The following is a 15665-nucleotide window of genomic DNA, read 5'->3' as shown; positions in this document are numbered from 1 at the left end:
CGACGCGTTTCCCGCAGACGTGTTTCCCGCAGGGGGTCAGCGGCGCGGCTTCGGCGGCAGAGGGAAGAAGCCGCTGGTCCGGGCCACGTACTCGGCGAAGCCGGGACGCTGCGCCATGTGCCGTTCCAGCATGGGCTTGCCGCTGCCCTTGGTGAGCAGGTAGCTCATCACCAGCGGGGACACCACGGACACGGCCGCGGCGGCGCCGCTGTCGCAGGTGAACAGGAACAGGCCCCACCAGACGCAGAAGTCGCCGAAGTAGTTGGGGTGCCGGGTCCAGCTCCACAGGCCACGGTCCATGACCTTGCCCTTGTTGGCCGGGTCCCGCTTGAACCGGGCGAGCTGGGCGTCGCCCACCGCCTCGAAGAACAGACCGCACACCCAGAGCGCCACGCCCGCCCAGGCGAATCCCGTCACGGGCCCCGGTACGTACTGCGCCGCCTGGACGGGCAGCGACACCAGCCACACCAGGGCGCCCTGCAGGAGGTACACCATGCGCAGGGCGTAGAGGTCACGGTTGCCGGGGGCCTTGGCGAGCATCGCGTCGTAGCGCGGATCCTCGCCGTGTCCCCGTCCGCGGCGCGCGATGTGCGCGGCCAGTCGCAGCCCCCACACCGCGGTGAGGGCCGTGACCAGCACACGTCGTACGTCGTCGCCCTCACCCGCGGACGCCGCGAAGGAGACCAGGGCCACCGCGGTGAACCCGATCCCCCAGGCGACGTCCACGATGCGGTGCAGGCCCTTGCGTACGGCGACCGCGAACGTGACCAGCATGACGGCGAACGCGGCGCCGGCCGCGAACCCGAGGTTCTGGGCGAACGCCGCCCAGGGGAAGCCGCTCATCGCTCGTCCGTCTCCGCGTACCAGGTGTGCGGGACGGCCGGCATCCCGGCCGCCCCGTCGGGTGTGGGCCGCACGCTGAGGATCTGGTCCACGCCCATGCGGCGCTCCTCGAAGGCGAGCGCCCCGCCGACGAGGTACAGCCGCCACACGCGGGCGGTCTCCTCACCGACGAGCCGCACGAAGTCGTCCCACCGCTCCTCCAGGGTGCGGTGCCAGGCGGCGACGGTGCGCACGTAGTGCTCGCGCAGCGATTCCACGGAGCGCACTTCGAGTCCGGCGCCCTCCAGGAGTCCGACGGTCTCCCCGAGCGGCCGCATGTGCATGTCGGGGGCGATGTACGCCTCGATGAACGCGCCGCCGCCCGGGGCGACCGATCCCCGGGACATCTGCTGCACGAGGACCCGCCCCTGGGGACGGACCAGACGGCGCAGGGCGGCGGCGAAGGCGGGGTACTCGGCGTCGCCGACGTGCTCGCCCATCTCGACCGTGGCGACCGCGTCGTAGGCGCCGCCCTCGATGTCCCGGTAGTCCTGGCACACCACGTCGACGAGGTGCTCCAGCCCGCGCTCGCGGACCTGCTCGCGGACGTACGCGGCCTGCTCGGCGGCCAGTGTGACGGCGGTGACCTGGGTCTTGTACTCCTCGGCCGCGTAGAGCGTGAGGGATCCCCAGCCGCACCCGATGTCGAGGAGCCGGGCTCCCGGCACGAGGGCGAGCTTGCGGCAGATCAGTTCCAGCTTGGCGCGCTGGGCGTCGGCGGGCCCGAAGCCGGGGTCCTCGCTCGTCCAGTAGCCGCTGGAGTAGGCCATGGTCTCGTCGAGGAGGAGGCGGTAGAACGCGTTCGACAGGTCGTAGTGGTGGCTGACGGCGGCCCGGTCGCGGGACCTGCTGTGCAGGCCGCCGCGCAGGCGGGCCTGGGAGGCGGGCGTGGGCGGCCGGGGGCCGACGGCTCCGAGGCGTACGGCGGCGCCGACGGCCTGGACCCGGTCGGCGAGGCCGATCCGGGGGGCGTGCAGGCCGCGTTCGCGGGCGGCCGCCCACATCACGCGCAGCGCCACGGCGAGGTCGCCGTCGACGTCGAGTTCGCGGGTGACGTAGGCCTGCGCGAGGCCGAGTTCGCCGGGCTGCCAGAGCAGCCGCCGCAGGGCGCGTCGCGAGCGCACCACGACGACGGGGGTGTCCGGCGGGCCGGCCTCGCTGCCGTCCCAGGCGCGCACCCGCAGCGGGAGGGGGCCGCCGAGCGCCTCCTCGGCCAGGGCGGCGAGCCGTTGGGCGGCGCCGCGGCGGACGGCGCGGGCGGCGGGCGCGGTGCTCATGGGGTGGGGACCTCCTTGGTGAACAGGTACTGCTGGACGTCGAGATAGCCGGAGCGGAACCCGGCCTCGGAGTAGGCGAGGTAGAAGGTCCACATGCGGCGGAAGGTCTCGTCGAAGCCGAGGGCGGCGACCTCGTCGGCCCGCTCCGTGAACCGCTCGCGCCACAGGCGCAGGGTCTCCGCGTAGTGGGCTCCGAAGGCGTCCCTGCGGGTGGTGCGCAGGGTGGTGTGCTCGCGGGTCACGTCCTCCACGGCTTCCACGGAGGGCAGCAGCCCGCCGGGGAAGATGTACTTCTGGATCCAGGTGAAGGTGTCGCGGGAGGCGCGCATCCGGTCGTGCGGCATGGTGATCGCCTGGAGGGCGACGCGGCCGCCGGGGACGAGCAGGGTGTCGAGGGCGGCGAAGTAGGTGGGCCAGAACTCCTCGCCCACGGCCTCGATCATCTCGACGCTGACCACGGCGTCGTAGGTCCCCACGGCCTCGCGGTAGTCGCACAGTTCGATGGCGACGCGGTCGTCGAGCCCGGCCTCGCGGACGCGTTGCCGGGCCAGGTCGCGTTGTTCGCGGGACAGGGTGAGCGAGGTGACGTGGGCTCCGCGTCCGGCGGCTCGGATGGCCAACTCGCCCCACCCCGTGCCGATTTCGAGGAGGCGGGTGCCGGGTCCGACCTCGGCGAGGTCGAGCAGTCGGTCGATCTTGCGGTGCTGGGCGGCGGGGAGGAGGTCCCAGGTGGCGGGGAAGCCGCGGAAGAGCGCGGCGGAGTAGCTGAGGGTGTCGTCCAGGAAGAGCGCGAACAGCTCGTTGGACAGGTCGTAGTGGCGGCTGATGTTGTCGCGGGCGCCGGTGGGGGTGTTGCGCTGGACGTCGGGCCGGCGCAGCGCCCAGAGTCCCCGCAGCTTCTGGAGGGGGGCCGGGATCAGTCCGGCCGCGTTCCCGGCGAGCACGGTGAGCGCGGCGACCAGGTCGGGCGCGTCCCACTCCCCCGCCATGTAGGACTCGCCGAAGCCGATGAGTCCCTGGGTTCCGATCCGGGCGTGGAAGGCGGCCGGGTCGTGGATGTCGATGACCGGGCCGCCGAGGCCGACGCGGGTTCCGTCGGCGAACCGGGCCTGCAGGGGCAGGCGTTCGAATGCTCGGCGCAGGACGGCGCGGGTGACGGCGGTGCGGGCGCGCGAGGCGTCCGGTCGCGTCACCACGTCCGGCCAGCTGACCGGGTCGGTGTCCTGTCGTGGCGTCTCGACGGGGCAGGACTCGGCTGTCCTCATTTCACGTTCTCCTGGGTTCGACGAGGGGTGCGGGGCTGCACGGGCAGTCCCCGCAGATAGAGGCGGACGCCGTGCAGCCGGATGGCGGCGGACACGGCGACGGTGGACCAGGGGTGGCGCAGCGCCTGACGCAGCAGCGCGCCGACGGTGGCCGCCCGGCGCGTTCCGCGTACGGTCGCGGTGAAGGGGCGGGTTCCCTCGCGTTCCAGATGTACCGTCAGGTTCAGCCGGTTGTCGGGTTCGGGCAGCCGCATCCGGTACGCGCCGTCGACGGGGAAGAACGGCGAGACGTAGAACTCCTTGCGGGTCCGTGCGGTGTCGCTGCCGTCGGGGTGGAGCAGGTAGGTGTGCCGTTCGCCGTACGTGTTGTGGACCTCGGCGACGACACAGCGCTGGGTGCCGTCCGGGTCGTGGCACCAGTACAGGGTCAGCGGGTTGAAGACGTGGCCGAGGACGCGGGCGTGGGCGAGCATCGTCACGTCGCCGCCGAGCAGGTCGATGCCGTGCGACGCGAGGTACCGGTCCAGGCCGGCGCGGATGGTCGGCTGGTCCCCGTCGAAGTGGTCACGGGCGTCGAACCGGGCCAACGGCCTGAGCAGCAGGGGGAGTTCCGGCGGACGGTCGGGGTCGGTCAGCCACATGTAGGTGCGGTGGCGCAGCGCGTACCGGCGGGGCGCGGTCCGTATGTGGGCGACCGTGCAGGGGTAGAGGGCGGGGGCCGCGGTCACCAGGTCACCCCCAGTGCGGCGGCCGCCTCGACTCCGGAGCGGCAGCCGTCCTCGTGGAAGCCCCAGCCGTGGTAGGCCCCGGCGTAGGCGGTCACGTGGCTGTTGAGGCCCGGGAGCCGGCGCTGTGCCGCGACCGACTCGGGGGTGTACACGGGGTGTTCGTACTCCATGCGGGCCAGCACCCGGGTCGGGTCGACCCGGTCGCCGCCGCCCAGGGTGACGACGTACGTCTCGGGTGCGTCGAGCCGCTGGAGGCGGTTCATGTCGTAGCTCACCCGGACGCGGTCCGCTCCGGCGTCGCAGTCGGGCATCAGGTAGTTCCAGGAGGCGCGTGCTCCGCGGGCGCGCGGCAGCAGGGTGGTGTCGGTGTGCAGGAGGGTGGCGTTGCGCGAGTAGCGGAACGCGCCGAGCACCTCGCGCTCCGCCTCGCTGGGGTCGGCGAGCAGCCGCAGTGCCTGGTCGGGGTGGACGGCGATGACGACGGAGTCGTACGAGGCGGTGGTGCCGTCCTCGGTGGTGATGTCGACTCCGTCGGCGTGCCGGCGGACGGCCCGGACGGGGGCGGAGGTGTGCACGGCGTCGAGCTGCTTGGCGAGCCGGTCGACGTAGGAGCGGGAGCCGCCGGTCACCGTGCGCCAGACCGGTGAGTCGCGCACCGAGAGCATGCCGTGGTGGTCCATGAAGCGGAACAGGTAGGCGGCGGGGTAGCGGCGGGCGGTGGCGGCGTCGCAGGACCAGACCGCGGAGACCAGCGGGGTCATGAAGTGCCGGGTGAAGTAGGCGGAGAAGCGGTGCCGGACCAGGAACTCGCCCAGGGTGAGGGTGTCCTCGCCGTCCTCGGTGCCCTCGGCGAGCAGCCGGCGGGCGGCGCGGTGGAAGGCCGGCACCTCGGTGAGCATGCGCAGGTAGGGACCGCGGAGCGCGTTGCCGGGCCGGGGGAAGAGTCCGGCGGGGCCGCGCGCGCCCGCGTACTCCAGGCCGCAGCCCTCGCACCGTACGGACATGCTCATCTCGGACTCCTGGGTGGCGACGCCCAGTTCGGCGAACAGCCGCAGGAGGTTGGGGTAGGTGCGGTGGTTGTGCACGATGAACCCGGAGTCGACGCGGTGCACCCGGCCGTCGGAGGAGGCGAGGTCGTGGGTGTGCGCGTGGCCGCCGAGCCGGTCGTCCGCCTCGTAGACCGCCACGGACCGCGTCCGGCTCAGCACGTGCGCGGCGGTGAGGCCGGCCACTCCCCCGCCGATCACGGCCGTGCGTCCCGCCTCTCGCCGTCCGGCGCGCCCCGCGTCGCCGCCAGAAGCGTCTGCGGACCTGTCCATCGTCGTTTCCTCCCACCCGGCTCCCTCGTCAGAGCTCTCGGTGGTATTCCGAAGCTGGGCCCTCCACGGATTGCCTCGGGCGCGATCTTCCAAAAATCGGGTGAGCGGATGCCGGAAGGCGGTACGGGAGGGCGTCGGAGCCGGGTGGGGAGGCCCGCCCGCGGGACCGGCTCCGGGACGGCTCCGACGGCGGATCCCACCCGCGCCGACGCGCCGCGGATCCGGTTCAGCCGGTGTACCTGGCCAGCTCCCAGGGGTCGTGGGCGCTGAAGACCTCGACCTCGCCGGCGTGCAGCCGCACGAGTTCCCGCAACCGGGCGTGGTTGCCGAGCCGCAGGGGCCGGTCCACTTCGGTGATCTGCTGGAGGAGGTCCGTTCCGGGATGGCCCTCGGGACGGTCGGGGTCGATCTCGCCATGGAAGTAGTAGGCGTCTCCGCAGTGCAGGAGCCGGCGCCCGCCGTCCTGGACGGCTATCGCGCTGTGGCCGCGGGTGTGCCCGCCGAGCGGCACGAGCAGGATCTCGGCGTCCATCCCCTCCAGCGGACGGACCGCGTCGAATCCGAACCAGGGGTCCCCCGCGGGCCGCGCGTACGTGACCCAGTGCGGGCGGTGGGCCCACTGGACCGGGCGGTAGCGGACACGGTCCTCGGGGTGGGCCCCGGGTGCCCCCATCGCCGCGTGGTGCTCCGCCTCGCTCAGGTGGACCTTGGCCCAGGGGAAGTCGGCGAGTCCGCCGGCGTGGTCGAGGTCGAGATGGCTCAGCACGATGTGCCGGACGTCCTCCGGGCGGAAGCCCAGGGCGGTGACCTGGTGCAGAGCGGTCTCGGTGGGGTCCAGGACCGGTCGGGCGCGGCTGAGGAAGTCCGCCCCGAGGTTCTCCTCGGGGCGCGCCACGTCGGCCGTGCCGATCCCGCTCTCGACGAGGACGAGCCCGTCGCGGTCGGTCTCGACCAGCAGGCAGTGGCAGACGGCGGGCAGGCTCCCCTCCGCACGGTCGATCGTGCGCAGGGAGCCGCAGTTGAGATGGTGGATCTTCACGATGAGTCCCTTCGGGGTCGCGGATGCCGTCGGCGGAGCGGGGCGGGTGGCAGGGCCCGGCAGGATCACCGGGCGAGGAGCCCGCGGGCCGGCCCATCGCCGATCCGATATAGATGACGAACGTTCGTTAGCTAAAAGCGAACGGTCGTGAGGTTAAGCTGTCCGCATGAGCCCCCGCAAGTCCGTCGCCGAAACCGCCGCCACCCGCGACCGGATCCTCGGGAGCGCCTTGGCCCTGGCCTCGGTCGAGGGCCTCGAAGGCCTCACGATCGGACGTCTCGCCACCGGCCTGGGCATGAGCAAGGCCGGGGTGATCGGCCACTTCGGCAGCAAGGAGGCGCTCCAGCTCGCCACGCTGGACACGGCGGTCGAGCGGTTCCGGCTGCGGGTGCCGGGGCGGGCCGTCGGCGCGCGGCCCGGCACGGAGCGGCTCGCGCGCGCCTTCGACGAGTGGATCTCCTACATGGCCGAGGACGAGGGCCACGGGGGCTGCTTCCTGACCTCGGTGGCGAGCGAGTTCGACGGCCGACCCGGGCCGGTCCGGGACGCGGTCCTCGCCGCGCTGACCGCGTGGACGGCGTACGTCACGGCGGAACTGGACACCGCCATCAGGACCGGACAGCTGCCCGAGCGGACCGATGTGGACCAGCTCGTCTTCGAGCTGGGCGGAGCGATCCTGGCGGCCGATCAGGCGATCCAGCTGCACCGCGACCCTCAAGCACCGACCCGCGCGCGTCGCGCGATCGCCCGTCTGCTCATCGCCGTCTGACGGCGCCCATGGGGAGGCCACGCGCGAGGACCCGGGACGCGTCGAACGGGGCGGTCCGGCGGAGGCGACGTGCGCCCGGTCCGGTCTCTTTCTCCTTTCGTAGCCGACATCCCTACACATAAGGGAGAAATAAGAGCAGACTGGCGGGTATGCGGTCCTGACCGCTCGCCCCTCGGGCACGGTCGGGCCGTGGAGATCGGATCGGACCAGATCGGAGGAGACGAGTCATGGCCAACGTCTCGCATCACACCGGCGACATCACCGGCCACCCCGACGCATCGGAGATGCGTGCCCGGTACGACCGCGTGATGGGCGGCCGCGACGTCGCGCTGGTGGACGGGCCGGTGTTCCTGCTCGGCCTGTACTGCGCCGTGTCACCGTGGATCCTGCACTACACGTCGAGCCAGCCCGCGCTGGCGACGCACAACCTGATCATGGGCATCGCCATCGCGGTACTCGCGCTCGGGTTCACCGTCACACCCGAGCGGATGTACGGCCTGAGCTGGGCGATCTGCGCGATGGGCGCGTGGATGATCATCTCGCCGTGGATCGTCGGCACCAGCCCGGACACCGGTGTGGTGGTCAACAGCATCATCGTCGGCGCGATCGCCGTCGCCCTCGGAGCGGTCTGCGCGCTGACGGCGACCAGAGGCGCCCGGAGGTAGCACTCCCCCGGCTCACGAGACGGAACCAGGAAGGGAGAGTCCGTCCTGCCGGCCCGCCGAAGCGCGGGCCGGCCGTCGCGCCCGCACCCGTCCCCGCCGGACCCGTGCGGGCCTGCCGGTGCCGCGGGCGAGGTCAGTTGACACCCCGGTCGTGCCCCTCCCAATACGGCCGGCGCAGCTTGTACTTCTGGAGTTTTCCGGTGGCGGTCCGCGCCAGCCTGTCCCGGAACTCGACCGAGGTCGGCGCCTTGAACCCGGCGAGACGCTCCTTGCAGTACTGGATCAGCTCGTCCTCGGTCGCCGCCGCGTCGGGCGCGAGCACCACCAGGGCCATGACGGTCTCGCCCCACTTCTCGTGGGGTACGCCGATCACCGCGACCTCGGCGACGGCGGGATGGCTGAAGAGCGTGTCCTCCACCTCGATGGAGGAGACGTTCTCACCCCCGGTGATGATCACGTCCTTCTTGCGGTCACTGATCGTGAGATAGCCGTCCTCGCCGATCGATCCACCGTCCCCGGTGTGGAACCAGCCGTCGGCCAGGGCCCGTTCGGTCTCCTCGGGCTGCTCCCAGTAGCCCTCCAGGACGACGTTCGAGCGCGCGAGGATCTCGTCGTCCGCGGAGGTGCGCAGGGTGACGCCCAGGGCCGGGGCACCGGCTCGCACCAGCTTCTCCGCCCGCGCCTGCGGGGGGAGTTCGTCCCACTCGGACCGCGCACGGTTGACGGTGAGCAGCGGCGAGGTCTCGGTGAGGCCGTAGATCTGGATGAATTCCCAGCCCAGTTCGGACTCGACGCGGGCGACGGTCTTCGTGGGCGGCGGAGCCCCGGCGACGATGATGCGGACCCGGTCGCGGCCGGGGATCTCTCCCTCCCAGGAACCGGCGGCGGCCAGCACCGCGTTGACGACGGCGGGCGCGGCGCACATCACGGTCACGCCGTGCTCCGCCACCCGGCGCAGGATCTCCGCCCCGTCGACCTTGCGCAGGACGACCTGGGGAACGCCCAGGCCCGCCATCGCGAAGGGCATCCCCCACCCGTTCGCGTGGAACATCGGCAGGGTGTGCAGATACACGTCACGGTCGGTGACACCGGCGTGCAGGGCGAAGGTCGTGGCGTTGATCCAGATGTTGCGGTGGGTGATCTGGACGCCCTTGGGCCGGGCGGTCGTGCCGCTGGTGTAGTTGATCGTCGCGGTGGCGTTCTCGTCGGCCTCCCACGGTGCCGGTTCCGTGCCGAAGCGGTACAGCTCGGCGTCCGCCGCGGCACCGAGGGTGAACCGGTGCTTGCAGGCGACGCCCTCGAAACGGTCGGCGAGTTCGGGGTCGACGAGCAGGACGCTCGCCCCCGAGTGCTCGACGACGTAGCTCACCTCGTCCGCCGTCAGACGGAAGTTGACCGGCACGAGGACCCGGCCGTGGCCGCTGACGCCGAAGAACGAGGTGAGGAGCCGGGCGCTGTTGGGCGAGACGACGGCGACGCGCGCGCCGTGCGGGACGCCGAGCGCGTCGAGCCCGGCCGCCTGCGCTCGGGCCAGCTCCCCGACACGGCGGTACGTCAGTCCCTCCCAGACCTCGGCCGGCTGGTCGGGTTCGTCGACGACGCCGACACGGTCGCCGTACACGGTGACGGCGCGGTCCAGGAAATCACGGGCCCCCAAAGGGACGAACATCACGGCCTCCCGACGATCCGAACAAGTCCAGGGTCCATCCTGGCCATGCCTCCCCGCATCCGGACAGCCCCGGGCGGCTCCCGGTCCCGGTGCCGTGCGGCGCGAGGCACCCTTGGCCGCCACCGCCCGACGCGTAAGGATCGTCCGATGAACAGCCGACCGACGTTCCACTTCCCCGGACCGCTGCGCATCGACGGCCTGGGACTGCTGCTCCGCGAATGGTCCGACGACGACGTGGCGGATCTCGTCGCCCTCTACGACGATCCCGAGATCGACCGGTGGACTCCGGTCGCCTCGCCCTTCGACACCGCCGCGGCGCTCGCCTATCTCGCGGCCGCCGAGCAGAAGAGCGCCGAGGGGCGGGCCGTACAGCTGGCCATCACCACGGACGGGGAGCTGCCCCGGGGGGAGATCCTGCTGTTCCCCGGTTCGGGCGACGATCGTGACGTCGAGCTCGCGTACGGGGTGGGGGCAGCCCACCGGGGCCGGGGGCTCGCGACCCGCGCGGTCCGGCTGGCCGTGGACTTCGCGCACCGGCACGTCGGCGGCCGCCGCGTCGTTCTGTGCATCGAGGACGGAAACGCGGCGAGCGAAGGGGTCGCCCGGTCGGCGGGGTTCGTCCTGGCCGACGACGACCCGGTGGTCCGTACGGCGAAGGGACGCGATGTCGTCCTGCGTACCTGGAGCCGTTCCGGCGACGGCGAGGGTCCGTTCGGGTGACGGTCCGCGGGGACGGCGGTCCCGCCGAGCTCGGGCCCAGGCCGGACGCGGAGCCTCAGCTGCTCGTGCCGGCCCGACAAGCGGCCCGGGGAGTTCTTGTCGGCGTAGCCGTAGATGGTGAGCCGGCCGACGAGGGCGATGAGGCTCGGCAGCGGGTGGAGCGACATCCGGTACGGACGCCGCAGTCCCGGCTGCCGCCGGCACAGCACCGACAGGGCGACGATCTGGGCGAGCCCCTGGAGGCGAGACTCTGCGCGCCCTGACGCCGCTGCGCCCGAAGCTCGTACCGGGGCGGCTCGGCGAGGACGCGGTCCTGCTGGGGGCGGTGGCCATGGCGCTGGGCACGGCCCGCGATGTCGTGTTCGAGCGCCGTTCGACCCCCTGAGGGCCGGCCTGAGCGAGGGGCCGGGCGCCGATCGGCCCTGGGGTCGGGTCCGGTGCCGGACCCGGCCCCAGGACGTGCCGGTGTCCGCTCAACTCACGGTGAGTACCGTGTCGTCGAGGACGAACGACGTCTGCAGCGTGGAGCCCTCCGTCCCGGTGAACCTGACGCCGACCGTCTGTCCGGCGTACGGGGTACCGAGGCTGAAGGTCCGCTGGGTGAAGCCCGAGGCCGCGTTCAGGTTCGAGTACGTGGCGAGGGTCGCCAGCACGGTGCCGGAGCTGTTGACGACCTGGGCCTTGAGGGTGTCGTACGCGGTGCTCGTGGTGGTCTCGGCCGTGTCGACGTGGAGGTAGAAGCTCAGCGTGGCGGAGCAGCCGGACGGGATCGTGACCGACTGGGAGAGCGTGTCGGTGTTGGCCGAGCCGTAGCCGTTCAGCCAGGCCTTGTAGGAGCCCGTACGGGCCGCCTCGCCGGAGCTGTCGGTGATCACGCCACTGGTCGCGGTCCAGGACGTCGCGCCGGACTCGAAGCCCTGGTTGGCCAGCAGTTGGGCGGCCGTGCAGGTCCCGCCGCCTCCTCCCCCGCCGCCGCTGCCGGTCCCGGCGAGCCAGTCGGTGGCGTTGAGGGCGAGCGCGGCGTTGGTGGCGCCGGTGTCGTTCCAGCCGTCGTAGAGCGTGTTGCCGGACTGTCCGGTGCCGTCGTCGATCGGTGAACTGTCGCCCCAGAACGCGACCTTGCCGCTGCCGAAGGTGCTGGTCGCGAAGAACGCGCCGGTGTTTCCTGAGTATCCGGTGCGGTACAGCAGGCCCTTGACGGCCGCGTTGTCGGCGGGCTTGAGGGTGACCGTCGTCCCGCTCGCGATGAGGCTCTTGGTGACGGTGCCGTGCGCGCCGTGCAGGATCGGGTTGGTGCTGTCGCTTGTCGCGGCGGGGTGGTCCGAGGAGATGCTCAGCGAGTCGATGGAGAAGCCGAACGGATCGGTGCTGTCGACACTGTTGTTGCTCATCAGGTCGTTGAGGACCTCGACCGCGTCGTAGCCGTCGTTGTTGCGGTCGGCCCCGGTGTGGTCGGAGATCATGAACAGGCCGCCGCCGTTCTTGACGAAGGTCATGATGGCGGTCTTCTCGGCGGTGGTGAAGAGCGTGTTGGGTTCGGGCAGGACCAGTTCGTCGACGTTCGACAGGTCGTTCGCGGCCGTGCCGCCGTAGGTGAGGCTCGATCCCGAAGGCAGCGTCCTGAGGCTGTAGTCGCCCGTCTTCTGCAGGGCGACGCCCCACGAGGACAGGGCCCCGGTCCAGTCGGTCTCGGCGGACGGGGTGGAGTCCTGGCCGAGGGGGTCGGGCTGGCTGGTGGAGATGATCCAGTCGGCGTTGCCCGCGGTCTCGGCATGGCCGTTGTCGAAGAGGACGCGGTGCGGGGTGGCCGCGTGGGCGGGGGTGCCGGCCGCCGCCTGGACGGCGACACCCGTGACGAGCAGTCCGAACACGGCGAGTGCCGTGGTGATGCGGGGGGATCTTCCGAGTCCGAGCATCCTGCAAACCTCCGTCGGGGTGGGGAGAGGCCGTGCGGGCGCCAAGTCTGCGCGCGTAGAACGGTAGTTGACCGTCACCGGCACGGCAGGCGTTTGAACGGTACATGACTACCTGTTGGGTCGCCGGGAGCGTCGGCGGCACTGTGACACGGCACCCGGCCCGGAGCGGACTGGCTCCCACCCGCGGAGGGCAGATACATGAGTGCGGGCGACCGACCGGGAGGGCGGAGATGGAGATCTCAGGCATCATCAGTGCCATCGTCATCGGCATCATCATCGGAATACTGGGCCGGCTCGTCGTGCCGGGCCGACAGCGCATCGGCATCCTGCTGACCATCGTGGTCGGCATCGTGGCCGCGTTCATCGGGTCGGGCGTGGCCGCCGCGTTCGGTGTCGCCGACACCAAGGGCGTCGACTGGATCGAGTGGCTCATCCAGATCGGCCTCGCGGCCGTCGGTGTCGCGGCCCTGGACCGGACGAGGTCGCGCCGCTGAGCGGACCCCACCGTCGCGGCGGGAGCCCGCGCGGTCCCGGCGGACCGGCCATCGCCCGCCGGGGCGCCCGTGCGGGCTCCCGTCAATTCCGTTGCGGAGCGCTCCGCCGTGCGGCTACGTTCTGCGGGCTTCCCACCCGCACGCCCGACACCCGGAGCGACCTTGCCGCCACGCATCACCCCGTTGACCGATCCCGAAGACACGGCGTCGAGCCGTCGGCTCGCCTGGCTGGCCTCGGACGCCGAAGGAGCGCCGCTGGGCTCGGCGTTCGTCCGGCTGTTCGACACAGAGGGTCAGCGGCACCTCGCCGAGCTGGAGATCACCGTGCACCCCGCCGAGCGGCGCCACGGCGTGGGCGGCGCCCTCCTGGAAGCCGCGACGGCGGCGGCACGGGCCGACGGGCGCAGGTCACTGGTCGCCCAGGCCACGACCGGCTCCCCCGGTGACCTCTTCCTCGCCGCACAGGGCTTCCGCAGGGTGCTGGCGCTGACGTACGCGCGGCTCCCGCTGCCGGAGCTCGACCTCACGCGGATCGACGGGATCGTCGAACGCCCGCATCCGGGTTACGAGTTGACGCACTGGGACGGGGTGGTTCCGCCGGAGCTCGCGGCCGGCTTCGCCGTGTCGCGGCGGGCGATGGACGACATGCCGATGGAGGAGACCGACTACGGGACCGTCGCCTGGGACGTGGACCGGGTCGTGGCCGTGGCCGAGGCCGTCCTCCGGCGCGGGGAGGCCCTGCAGACGGTGGCGGTGCTGGACCGCGCGGACGGTTCGGTCGTCGGGTTCTCGGAGCTCGTGGTGCCCGGCGACGGCCGGGGCGACGCTCAGCACTACGGGACGGGCGTCCTGCCCGAGCACCGGGGCCGCGGTCTCGGTCGGTGGATGAAGGCGCAGTCGATCCGGCTGGCCCGTGAGCGCCATCCGGAACTCTCCGGCCTGCTCACGGACACGGCCGACAGCAACGCGCCGATGCTCGCGATCAACGACGCCCTCGGCTACCGGCCGACGCACCGCGCCGTGGAGTATCAGCGGGATCTCTGACGTGCCCCCGGGCCGACCGCGCCAGTCACCCGAAGCCGGGTCCCGGCGAGGTGGGCGACGCCGGCCTGCGCGGAGGCCGGCCCGGTTCAGGCCGCCGCCCTGAGCGCGGCGAGGCCGTCCCTGCTCGACGCGTGCCGGGGCGTCCAGGCCAGCTCGCGCTCCGCCTTCGCCGAGGACACCCGCAGCGTCGTCCGCATCGTCACGTGCGCGTACGACAGGGGCCGCATCGTCCACACCGGTACGGTCAGCGGCTTCGGCAGGCCGAACTCCTCGGCCACGGCCCGGACATGGGCGGCGAAGCCGAACGGGGTCCGGTCGGTGACGTTGTACGCCTCCCCCGGGCGGCCGCGGTCCACGGCGGCGGCCACCGCTCGTGCCGCGTCGGCCAGGTCGACCCACGGCAGCACCCGGCCGTGGTCGTCGGCCACGGGGAGCTGCCGCCGGCGCAGCATGGGGAGCAGGGCGTCCGTGCCGCCGGCGCCGTAGAAGAGGCCGAAGCGGAGGGCGATCCCCTCCATGTCGGACGCGCCGAAGGTGAGTTGTTCCTTGATGCGCATGGCGGCGATGTGCTGTTCCAGCGCGGCGGTGGTGCCCGGAGGGCCGAAGGGATCGTCCTCGGTGAGGACGTGGGCTCCGTGATCGCCGCATCCGTAGCCGAAGACCATCGACTCGGCGATGATCCGGCGGGCGCCGGTGGCTCGGGCGGCCTCGACGAGGTGGGCGGTGCCGTCGACCCGGAGGGCGTCGGTGGCTCGCATGTCACGGTGGCGCAGGGGCGGCTTGCCGAGGGCGGTCGCGGCCAGGATCACCGTGTCGTAGTGCCGTCCGTCGACGGCGCGCAGCGTCGCCTCGCGGTCCAGGACGTCGGCGCGGACGTCGTTGGCCGGGCCCCGGCCGAGGCCGGTGACCGTGTGGCCCGCCTCGGTCAGGCCGCGGGTGATGTGCCGGCCGAGGACGCCGCTCGCGCCGGCCAGGAGGATGTTCTGGTGCGTGGTCATGCCGGTGCGACGGACCGCGGGGGCCGGGATGTGACATCGGCGCCCCGCCGCTCCCGCGCACCGCGCCGGGTGTCACCCCTCGTACACGTACGGTGTCGTCGTGGTGAGCGGCTGGAAGCCGAGTCGGGCGAGAATGGGCCGGCTCTGGCTGGAGGCGTCGACCTGGACGTAGCGGTAGCCGCGGTCCGCCGCGACGCGGGCGCGGTGGGCGACCAGGGCGCGGTAGATGCCGCGGCCGCGCCAGGCCTCGACGGTGCCGCCGCCCCACAGTCCGGCGAACCGCGCTCCGGGCAGGAGTTCCATGCGGGCGGCGCTGACGGGGACGTCCCCGGCGAGCGCCACGACGGCGACCACGGTGTCCGCGTCGCCGGTGAGCTGGGCGAGCAGTTGGTGCCGCAGGCGGGTGCCGTCCGTCCCGAAGGCCTGCTGGTGGACCTCGGCCACGAGTTCCACCCCGGCGCGGTCGGTGACGGGCAACAGGCGTACACCCTCAGGCGGTTCGGCGTCGAGGGTCAGATCGCCCAGCTCGGCGATCATCAGCGTCTCCTCGGGCTGCGCGGTGAAGCCCGCGGCCTGCAGCCGCCTACCGAGGTCCTCGGGCCGGTCGTGCCCGTACAGCTTCCACTCGAACTCCAGGCCGAGGCCGGTGAAGTGGCGTATCTGCTCGGCGACGGCCGCGTCGGCGTTCGTCCCGTCGAGGTCGGACCAGATCACCCCGTTCCAGCCGCCCTCGGCCCCGATCTGGCGCACCACCCGCCCGGCCCGCTCGATCCGGGCGCCCGGCGCGTCGGGGCGTGCCGTCTCCCGCATGTCCCGGTCGAACAGGGCAAGTACCGCTACGTGATCCATGGACTCACTCCAGCACCCCGGGTCGTCCGGG

General features: G+C 72.5%; 15 protein-coding genes and 2 pseudogenes. 6 read left to right on the top strand and 11 right to left on the bottom strand.

The genetic code is table 11. The annotated features are described in order from the left end of the window. Positions 1-36: 36 nt before the first annotated feature. The 6 genes from OG406_RS35440 to OG406_RS35415 form a co-directional block, all read right to left on the bottom strand. Positions 37-843 carry a DUF1295 domain-containing protein gene (locus OG406_RS35440; RefSeq protein WP_266853374.1) on the bottom strand — a complete coding sequence of 269 codons (807 nt, stop codon included), beginning with the start codon at positions 841-843 and terminating at the stop codon, positions 37-39. After that, complete coding sequence (locus tag OG406_RS35435) at positions 840-2159, bottom strand: cyclopropane-fatty-acyl-phospholipid synthase family protein (RefSeq protein WP_329189778.1); 1320 nt, start codon at positions 2157-2159, stop codon at positions 840-842. The genes OG406_RS35440 and OG406_RS35435 overlap by 4 nt, the downstream gene beginning before the upstream one ends. Beyond that, positions 2156-3424, bottom strand: a complete 1269-nt coding sequence (locus OG406_RS35430; RefSeq protein ID WP_266610776.1) for an SAM-dependent methyltransferase — start codon at positions 3422-3424, stop codon at positions 2156-2158. Before OG406_RS35430 ends, OG406_RS35435 begins: the two co-directional genes overlap by 4 nt. Next, entirely contained in the window at positions 3421-4152 is a 732-nt protein-coding gene (locus OG406_RS35425) for a DUF1365 domain-containing protein (protein WP_327410535.1), read from the bottom strand. Before OG406_RS35425 ends, OG406_RS35430 begins: the two co-directional genes overlap by 4 nt. Then, positions 4149-5471, bottom strand: a complete 1323-nt coding sequence (locus OG406_RS35420) for an NAD(P)/FAD-dependent oxidoreductase (protein WP_267052480.1) — start codon at positions 5469-5471, stop codon at positions 4149-4151. Before OG406_RS35420 ends, OG406_RS35425 begins: the two co-directional genes overlap by 4 nt. Positions 5472-5697: 226 nt before the next feature. Beyond that, positions 5698-6510, bottom strand: coding sequence for an MBL fold metallo-hydrolase (locus tag OG406_RS35415; protein ID WP_329189774.1), 813 nt, complete (start codon positions 6508-6510; stop codon positions 5698-5700). 166 nt (positions 6511-6676) lie between these two features. Between OG406_RS35415 and OG406_RS35410 the strand changes: the two genes are divergently transcribed. Beyond that, positions 6677-7279 (top strand): TetR/AcrR family transcriptional regulator, encoded by a 603-nt coding sequence (locus OG406_RS35410; RefSeq protein WP_267052478.1) that lies wholly within the window; start codon positions 6677-6679, stop codon positions 7277-7279. A 227-nt stretch (positions 7280-7506) separates the two neighbouring features. Beyond that, complete coding sequence (locus tag OG406_RS35405) at positions 7507-7944, top strand: SPW repeat protein (RefSeq protein ID WP_164373592.1); 438 nt, start codon at positions 7507-7509, stop codon at positions 7942-7944. 133 nt (positions 7945-8077) lie between these two features. Here the strand turns inward: OG406_RS35405 and OG406_RS35400 are convergent, their stop codons facing one another. Continuing rightward, complete coding sequence (locus tag OG406_RS35400; RefSeq protein WP_327410532.1) at positions 8078-9613, bottom strand: AMP-binding protein; 1536 nt, start codon at positions 9611-9613, stop codon at positions 8078-8080. Positions 9614-9760: 147 nt separating this feature from the next. Between OG406_RS35400 and OG406_RS35395 the strand changes: the two genes are divergently transcribed. Then, positions 9761-10333 (top strand): GNAT family N-acetyltransferase, encoded by a 573-nt coding sequence (locus tag OG406_RS35395; protein ID WP_164373588.1) that lies wholly within the window; start codon positions 9761-9763, stop codon positions 10331-10333. Between the two features lie 80 nt (positions 10334-10413). On the opposite strand, the pseudogene OG406_RS35390 reads toward OG406_RS35395, so the two are convergent. Then, positions 10414-10575: pseudogene (locus tag OG406_RS35390) on the bottom strand (amino acid permease); the annotation flags it as partial. Here OG406_RS35390 and OG406_RS35385 point away from each other — a divergent pair. Continuing rightward, positions 10569-10718, top strand: a pseudogene (locus OG406_RS35385) (sugar kinase); the annotation flags it as partial. The pseudogenes OG406_RS35390 and OG406_RS35385 overlap by 7 nt on opposite strands. An 88-nt stretch (positions 10719-10806) precedes the next feature. Here OG406_RS35385 and OG406_RS35380 read toward each other — a convergent pair. Then, the gene (locus OG406_RS35380) at positions 10807-12249 is read right to left on the bottom strand and encodes a hydrolase (protein WP_329189770.1); all 1443 of its coding nucleotides are present in this window, start codon (positions 12247-12249) and stop codon (positions 10807-10809) included. A 230-nt stretch (positions 12250-12479) separates the two neighbouring features. On the opposite strand from OG406_RS35380, the gene OG406_RS35375 reads away from it, so the two are divergent. Continuing rightward, positions 12480-12743, top strand: a complete 264-nt coding sequence (locus OG406_RS35375; protein ID WP_164373584.1) for a GlsB/YeaQ/YmgE family stress response membrane protein — start codon at positions 12480-12482, stop codon at positions 12741-12743. 162 nt (positions 12744-12905) lie between these two features. After that, a complete protein-coding gene (locus OG406_RS35370) occupies positions 12906-13787 on the top strand; it encodes a GNAT family N-acetyltransferase (protein WP_329189769.1) in 882 nt (293 codons plus the stop codon). A gap of 86 nt (positions 13788-13873) precedes the next feature. Here the strand turns inward: OG406_RS35370 and OG406_RS35365 are convergent, their stop codons facing one another. Both OG406_RS35365 and OG406_RS35360 read right to left on the bottom strand, forming a co-directional pair. Next, positions 13874-14785 (bottom strand): NAD-dependent epimerase/dehydratase family protein, encoded by a 912-nt coding sequence (locus OG406_RS35365; RefSeq protein WP_329189766.1) that lies wholly within the window; start codon positions 14783-14785, stop codon positions 13874-13876. A 72-nt stretch (positions 14786-14857) separates the two neighbouring features. Further along, positions 14858-15634 (bottom strand): GNAT family N-acetyltransferase, encoded by a 777-nt coding sequence (locus OG406_RS35360; protein WP_326843872.1) that lies wholly within the window; start codon positions 15632-15634, stop codon positions 14858-14860. Between the last annotated feature and the right edge of the window lie 31 nt (positions 15635-15665).

It is taken from the genome of Streptomyces sp. NBC_01428 (genome assembly GCF_036231965.1).
GTDB lineage: Bacteria > Actinomycetota > Actinomycetes > Streptomycetales > Streptomycetaceae > Streptomyces.
Note: the sequence above shows the minus strand (reverse complement) of the source record. Positions and strands in the feature narration are given on the sequence as shown.

Bases quoted from the DNA above. Each gene is read 5' to 3' on its own strand.
- OG406_RS35440 (WP_266853374.1), bottom strand. From the start codon at position 843: ATGAGCGGCTTCCCCTGGGCGGCGTTCGCCCAGAACCTCGGGTTCGCG.
- OG406_RS35435 (WP_329189778.1), bottom strand. From the start codon at position 2,159: ATGAGCACCGCGCCCGCCGCCCGCGCCGTCCGCCGCGGCGCCGCCCAA.
- OG406_RS35430 (WP_266610776.1), bottom strand. From the start codon at position 3,424: ATGAGGACAGCCGAGTCCTGCCCCGTCGAGACGCCACGACAGGACACC.
- OG406_RS35420 (WP_267052480.1), bottom strand. From the start codon at position 5,471: ATGGACAGGTCCGCAGACGCTTCTGGCGGCGACGCGGGGCGCGCCGGA.
- OG406_RS35410 (WP_267052478.1), top strand. From the start codon at position 6,677: ATGAGCCCCCGCAAGTCCGTCGCCGAAACCGCCGCCACCCGCGACCGG.
- OG406_RS35405 (WP_164373592.1), top strand. From the start codon at position 7,507: ATGGCCAACGTCTCGCATCACACCGGCGACATCACCGGCCACCCCGAC.
- OG406_RS35400 (WP_327410532.1), bottom strand. From the start codon at position 9,613: ATGTTCGTCCCTTTGGGGGCCCGTGATTTCCTGGACCGCGCCGTCACC.
- OG406_RS35395 (WP_164373588.1), top strand. From the start codon at position 9,761: ATGAACAGCCGACCGACGTTCCACTTCCCCGGACCGCTGCGCATCGAC.
- OG406_RS35380 (WP_329189770.1), bottom strand. From the start codon at position 12,249: ATGCTCGGACTCGGAAGATCCCCCCGCATCACCACGGCACTCGCCGTG.
- OG406_RS35375 (WP_164373584.1), top strand. From the start codon at position 12,480: ATGGAGATCTCAGGCATCATCAGTGCCATCGTCATCGGCATCATCATC.
- OG406_RS35365 (WP_329189766.1), bottom strand. From the start codon at position 14,785: ATGACCACGCACCAGAACATCCTCCTGGCCGGCGCGAGCGGCGTCCTC.
- OG406_RS35360 (WP_326843872.1), bottom strand. From the start codon at position 15,634: ATGGATCACGTAGCGGTACTTGCCCTGTTCGACCGGGACATGCGGGAG.